Origin of the sequence: uncultured Methylobacterium sp. (genome assembly GCF_964242245.1) — a bacterium.
In the GTDB taxonomy this organism is placed as follows: Bacteria; Pseudomonadota; Alphaproteobacteria; order Rhizobiales; family Beijerinckiaceae; genus Methylobacterium.
Genome location: NZ_CAXTBY010000012.1, coordinates 49664 through 55812 on the forward strand (window position 1 = coordinate 49664; position 6149 = coordinate 55812).

Below are 6149 nucleotides of genomic sequence, written 5' to 3' on the forward strand. Positions count from 1 at the left end.
GGCGAGGTCGTTCCCGCTCATGCGCGGCGGGCGGTGAGCGGCGCGGTGCGCGTCACGGTCGGATCGACCGCGGAACCGCGCCCGGCGAAGAAGGCGGCCAGCGCCCCGAAGATCAGCGCCAGCGCGCCGAACAGGGCGCCCTGCGACACGGTGCGGGCCGTGGCATCAGCGGCCTGCTGCGCCTGGAGCTTGGCCTTCACCGTCGTGTCCTTGAACTGCTGCGTGTACTGCGCGACCTGCGCACGAGCCTGCTCGACGGGGATGTTCTGCGCCTTGGACAGAGCCTGGGCCGCCTTCTCGGAGGCGTCGGCCTGCTGAGCGGCGTCACCCGTGACGGCCGAGCGCATCGCGGTCACCGCCGCGTCCTTGAGCGCTGCCGGGTCCGAGCCGGTGCTGCCGCGGACCTGACCCTCGATGCCGGAGAACGGGTCCGACAGCTTGGTCAGGGACGGCGCCGCCGCCTGCGCCGCGGTCTTGACCGAGCCGCCGAGCGCGTTGCCGACACCGCCGATGGCGCTCGATGCGGTGCCGAGCGCGCCGCCGACGAGGCCGCTGGCGGCCGAGGACAGCAGGTAGAGCACCACGAGGGTGGAGACCGCCCAGGCGATCAGGCCGTGATAGCCCGCGGTCGAAGTCGAGGGCTTGCCCGACAGGCGGCCGGCCAAGTAGCCGCCAGCGGCCGCGGCGAGCACGCCAGAGAGCACGAACCACAAGCCTGCGCCGATCCCGATGGAACTCGCCGACGGCGTGCCGTCGCCCATCGGATCGACCGTCGAGAGACCGATGCCGATGCCGAGCATGTTGAGGATGACCTGCGTGATCAGCGCCGCCACGGCACCCGCGAACACCGCACCCCACGAGACCGAGTGCAGCATCATCGTGCGCATGTCCTCGGCCGGCGTCACCATGCTAGTTTGCGGAATGTCACGGTCGACGACCGGTCGGGTTGTCTCTGAGACGATTGCCATGCGGATCGATCCTTGAGTTTTACGGTAAAGATGAGAACGTGTTCCGGCCGGCCCGGCGATGGGTTGAGCGTGACGGCGCCGAGCCGAGTTCCAGGATTACTGAGGGTTTGAGTGTGCCGAGACGCGACGATGCGGGAAACCGTCGAGGAAGGCCGCGGTCGGGCCCAGGAATTCCTCAGGAAACGCTCGAACTTCGTGGCCGATCCGGTGAGAGCCGCGGTTGGGGCGTTTCGTGAAGGACCCCGAGGCGATCCGAGCGAGGAGGGGACAAGAGCTGGCTCCGGCGTTCAGGTGCGCGTCGGTGCTCCCACAGGATGCGGCCTGCGAGCTTGAATGACGGGATGGTTGATCTAGACCGAACTCGGTCGTTGTGAGTGGAGATACCGAAACAACGTGGTCGGCCGGCTGGCGTGCCACGTTTTAAGTGCGACGAATTTGACAGTCGTATCCCCTTGCCTTGGCCGTTTCCGCGGATCATGCCAAGTTTTGCTTGATCAGAGCGCGACCACAACCATCCGACAGAAGCTCACCGCATGTTCAAGCCGCTCACCACTTCCGGTCTCGCGACCTAGTGATGTGATGCTCGGCTCAAATTAGCTTCTGGCCTCACAAGACGCCTCGTCAGGCGATGTTCCGACGATTTACATAATAATATTTTAGCCCAGTCGGCTTAGTGTTTTCGACCCAGCTTCGCAGATCCCGCCGGATCGGTGGGCCGGCTGCTGCCGATCCCGCGCTCCCGCCCCCAGACGACCGCCGCGCTGCGCCGTCTCACCCCGATCTTGCGGTAGAGGCTCGCGACGTGGTTGCGGACCGTGCTCAGGGACAGGCCGAGTGCGGCACCGATCTCCGCGTCGGTGGCACCGCGGCAGATCCCCTCCAGCATGTCGCTCTCGCGGGCCGTGAGCTTGCCGGAGAAGGACGGAGGCGCCCCGGGCCGGGGCGGGTTTCGCAGCAGGGCGAGCTTCTCGATCACCCCGCGGCTGAACCACGACGCGTCGGCCATCACCGCCTCGATGGCTGAGATCAGCTCGGTCTCGGTGCGCTTGCGCGCCGTGATGTCCTGCACGGCGCAGAGCAGGCCGGCGGCGCCGTTCACCACGACCTGCTCGGCCGAGACCAAGCAGTCGAGCACATCGCCCTGCCGGGTGCGCAGGCGCCCCTCGAAGGCCCGGACCCGCCCGTAGCGCTGCAACTCGCGCCGAAACCGGGTGCGCTCCGCCTCCTCGGCCCAAGGGACCGAGGCGATGTTCGCGGCATCGCCGAAGGCCGCCGCGAACGCATCGTTGACGCTCGTCGGCACGTCCGCGTCCGAACTCAGGAGGGCCGTCGGGATGGGGCTGAGCGCGAAGGCCTTGGCGAAGCGCTCCTCGCTCAGGCGAAGTTCGGCCTCCGCCCTTCGGCGATCCTCCAGGTCGGCGAAGGTGAACAGCATGCACGGCTCGCCTCCCGGCATCTCGATGGGATGGCCGGCCACGATGACGTACTTCTCGCCGTCGGACGGAACGGACAGGCACGCTTCCCGCTGACGGATGGTGGTGCCGGCGTGCAGGTTAGCGATCGCGGCGGCACGATGCTCGCCCTGGCCCAGGAGGTCGATTTCGGTGAAGGTCCGGCCGAGCACCTGTGCGCGGGTGTATCCGGTCAGATCGGCGAACCCCTGGTTGACCTTGACGTAGCGCAGGTCGGAGAGCCGGCAGACCACGGCCGGCGCCGGGTTTGCGCGGAACATGCTCTCGAAGCGCTTCTCGGCCTCGTAGCGGTCGCTCACGTCCTGCATGACGAGGGCGAGGCCGGTCGGCGTCCCGGCCGCATCGGTCGTCACCAGCCCGCGGATGCGATGCATCCAGATCCCGTCCCGTCCCCGCGCGTGCCGAACCTCGACGACGGCGTCGCGAAACGCCTCGCCGGCGAGCACGCGCTCGATCGGCGGCTGGAGCGGCCCGACCTCGTGGTGGTTGCGGTAGCGCAGCACGAAATTGGCGCGGTACTCGGCCGCGGTGACACCGAGGTCTTCGAGGTCGGCGACGCCGTGCATGGCGAGCGCGGCCTTGTTGGCGTAGGAAAGGGTGTGGTTCGGCTCGATCAGGATCACGCCCTCGCCGAGGCCGGCGACGACCTGCGCCATACGTGTTCTGTCGGCGTCGTCGGTCATGCTGCTGGTCCCGGCCCCGCCGCGCATGATGGGCGGGGCCGCGGCGGGCCATCAACCCGGGTTCCGCGAGCAGGGCGCGCGTGACACCTGCCGGGAGTACCGGCGGTGGCAGCGCGGCCGTGACCCCTGCGCGAGCCCTCGCCGAAAGACCACCATGCGGCGCCGTCGACCTCGCGGGCCTCGTCGGCGGCCTCTACCCGGAGCCGGAACGCTTCGCCGACCTCCAGCGCCCGGACCGGCGCTTCCGCGCGACGACGAACGACGCGACCCGGCAGGCCAAGCTCGCGGGTCGGCGTCGGGCGGTGCGGGGGTTGCCTGCCTCGGCGGAGGGCAGTCCTTGAGGCGGGACGCCCCGAGGCCGTGAGACACGGCGTCAAACGAAGCTGCGCTCGTAATCGCAAGGGACTTCGCGGTCCGCCTCGGCGAGGAAGCGCGCGATCCGAACGGTCTCGCTGAAGGTCCAACTGCGCCGGCCAGGAACGCCCTCGCGCGGTCGATAGATGACATCCTTCGCCGTCACCACCTCGATGCATCGAACCTGACCGTCATGCGCGAGGTAGCAGCTCCCGGCCGTCAGATCCTTCGGCGTCAACGGCATTCATCCCTCCGGGCCCGACGCGGGACCGGCCGGGCCGCCGCCCGGATCGGCGAGGCCGCCCGCTCCGGACTGCAAGGGATGTGCCTCCCGAAATCGAGCCCGTAAACGAGGAAGGGGCGGCCCGCCGGGCCGCCCCTTCGCACGTCCTGCCCGCCCTTACTCGGCGGCGGCCGGGGGCAGCTCCTCCAGCGGGCGGGCACCGCTCTCGCTCGCCTTCTGCTGCAGGATCATGCTGTCGCGCCGCCGCGCGATCGTGCGGATGTCGGCCACCATCGAGCCCGTGCCCGCCGGGATGAGCGAGCCGACGATGACGTTCTCCTTGAGCCCTTCGAGGTGATCGACCTTGCCGTTGACCGCCGCCTCCGTCAGCACGCGGGTGGTCTCCTGGAACGAGGCCGCCGAGATGAACGACTTCGTCTGCAGCGACGCCTTGGTGATGCCGAGCAGGACCGGCACGCCCTGGACCGGCTTCTTGCCCTCGGCCAACAGCTTCTCGTTGATCTCGGTCAGCTCCGTGCGGTCGATCTGGTCGCCCGCCAGGATGTCGGAATCGCCGCCGTCGGTGATCTCGACCTTCTGCAGCATCTGCCGGACGATGACCTCGATGTGCTTGTCGTTGATCGACACGCCCTGGAGCCGGTAGACCTCCTGGATCTCGTTGACGAGGTAGGCGGCCAGTTCCTCCACGCCCTTGATCGCCAGGATGTCGTGCGGCGCAGGGTTGCCGTCGACGATGTAGTCGCCGAGCTCGACCACGTCCCCGTCCTGAAGGTGGATGTGCTTGCCCTTCGGGATCAGGTACTCGACATTCTCGCTGCCGTCGTGCGGCGTCAGCGAGAGCCGACGCTTGTTCTTGTAGTCGCGCCCGAAGGCGATGGTGCCCGACTTCTCGGCGATGATCGCCGCGTCCTTCGGGCGCCGCGCCTCGAACAGCTCCGCCACCCGCGGCAGGCCGCCGGTGATGTCGCGGGTCTTGGCCGAGTCGGTGGAGACGCGGGCGAGGATGTCGCCCGCCTTCACCGTACCGCCCGGATCGTAGCCGATGATCGCGTCCACCGGCAGGAAGTAGCGGGCATCCGACCCGCGCGGCAGCTTGTACGGCTTGCCCTCGGCGTCGACGACGACCATCGCCGGCTTCAGGTCCGAGGTACGGGCCGATCCGCGCCAATCGATGACGACGCGCTTGGCGATGCCGGTCGACTCGTCGGTGGTCTCGGTGATCGACTGGCCGTCGACCATGTCCTCGTACACCACGGTGCCGTCGGTCTCGGTGATGATCGGGCGGGTGTAGGGGTCCCACTCGGCGATGCGCTGGCCGCGCTTGATCTTGTCGCCGTCGTCGACCCGCAGGCGCGCGCCGTACTGGAGGCGGTGCACCGCCCGCTCGGCCCCGTCGGCACCGACGATCACCACCGCCACGTTTCGGCCGGTGGCGATCAGGTCGCCGTCCGAGTTCTTGGCGACCGCGCGGTTGCGGATCTTGATCGTGCCCTCGAAGCTCGACTCGATGAAGGACGAATCCGCGATCTGCGCCGCGCCGCCGATGTGGAAGGTGCGCATCGTGAGCTGGGTGCCCGGCTCGCCGATCGACTGCGCCGCGATGACGCCCACCGCCTCGCCCATGTTGACGGGCGTGCCGCGGGCCAGATCCCGGCCGTAGCAGGTGGCGCAAACCCCCTGGCGGGTCTGGCAGACCAGCACCGAGCGGATCTTCACCTCCTGGATGCCCGCCGCCTGGATAGCGGGCAGGTGGCGCTCCTCGATGGTCTCGCCGGTCTTGACGATGACCGTGCCGTCCTGGGCGACCAGATCCTCAGCGGTCGCACGGCCGAGAATGCGGATGGCGAGCGTCGCGACGACCTGCCCGGCATCGATGATGGCGCGCATCTTGATGCCGTTCTCGGTGCCGCAATCGACCTCGCGGATCACCGCGTCCTGCGCCACGTCGACGAGGCGGCGGGTCAGGTAGCCGGAGTTGGCCGTCTTCAACGCCGTGTCCGCCAGCCCCTTGCGGGCGCCGTGGGTGGAGTTGAAGTACTCGAGGACGTCGAGGCCTTCCTTGAAGTTCGAGATGATCGGCGTCTCGATGATCTCGCCGGACGGCTTGGCCATCAGCCCGCGCATGGCGGCGAGCTGCTTCATCTGCGCCGGCGAGCCGCGCGCGCCCGAGTGGCTCATCATGTAGATCGAGTTGATCTGCTTGTCGGCGCCGTTCTCGTCCTTCTGCACGGTGGAGATGCGCAGCATCATCTCGGCGGCGAGCTTGTCCGAGCACTTGGCCCAGGCATCAACTACCTTGTTGTACTTCTCACCTTGGGTGATCAGGCCGTCGTTGTACTGTTGCTCGTAGTCCTTCACCAGCGTGCGGGTGTCGTCGACGATCGACCACTTGTTGTCCGGCACGACCATGTCGTCCTTGCCGAACGAG

4 protein-coding genes and 1 pseudogene are annotated in these 6149 nt (G+C 68.4%); 1 reads left to right on the forward strand and 4 read right to left on the reverse strand.

From position 1 onward, the window contains the following. Positions 1-17: 17 nt before the first annotated feature. Positions 18-908, reverse strand: a complete 891-nt coding sequence (locus ACFE8Y_RS05185; RefSeq protein WP_375463326.1) for a hemophore-related protein — start codon at positions 906-908, stop codon at positions 18-20. A 730-nt stretch (positions 909-1638) separates the two neighbouring features. Beyond that, positions 1639-3123 carry a PAS domain S-box protein gene (locus tag ACFE8Y_RS05190; RefSeq protein ID WP_375463327.1) on the reverse strand — a complete coding sequence of 495 codons (1485 nt, stop codon included), beginning with the start codon at positions 3121-3123 and terminating at the stop codon, positions 1639-1641. 119 nt (positions 3124-3242) lie between these two features. Here ACFE8Y_RS05190 and ACFE8Y_RS05195 point away from each other — a divergent pair, with 119 nt between their 5' ends. After that, the gene (locus ACFE8Y_RS05195) at positions 3243-3464 is read left to right on the forward strand and encodes a hypothetical protein (RefSeq protein ID WP_375463328.1); all 222 of its coding nucleotides are present in this window, start codon (positions 3243-3245) and stop codon (positions 3462-3464) included. Positions 3465-3496: 32 nt separating this feature from the next. On the opposite strand, the gene ACFE8Y_RS05200 is transcribed toward ACFE8Y_RS05195, so the two are convergent. Continuing rightward, positions 3497-3721 carry a hypothetical protein gene (locus ACFE8Y_RS05200; protein ID WP_375463329.1) on the reverse strand — a complete coding sequence of 75 codons (225 nt, stop codon included), beginning with the start codon at positions 3719-3721 and terminating at the stop codon, positions 3497-3499. A gap of 156 nt (positions 3722-3877) precedes the next feature. Then, positions 3878-6149, reverse strand: a pseudogene (locus tag ACFE8Y_RS05205) (DNA-directed RNA polymerase subunit beta'); the annotation flags it as partial.

Bases quoted from the DNA above. Each gene is read 5' to 3' on its own strand.
- ACFE8Y_RS05185 (WP_375463326.1), bottom strand. From the start codon at position 908: ATGGTGACGCCGGCCGAGGACATGCGCACGATGATGCTGCACTCGGTC.
- ACFE8Y_RS05190 (WP_375463327.1), bottom strand. From the start codon at position 3,123: ATGACCGACGACGCCGACAGAACACGTATGGCGCAGGTCGTCGCCGGC.
- ACFE8Y_RS05200 (WP_375463329.1), bottom strand. From the start codon at position 3,721: ATGCCGTTGACGCCGAAGGATCTGACGGCCGGGAGCTGCTACCTCGCG.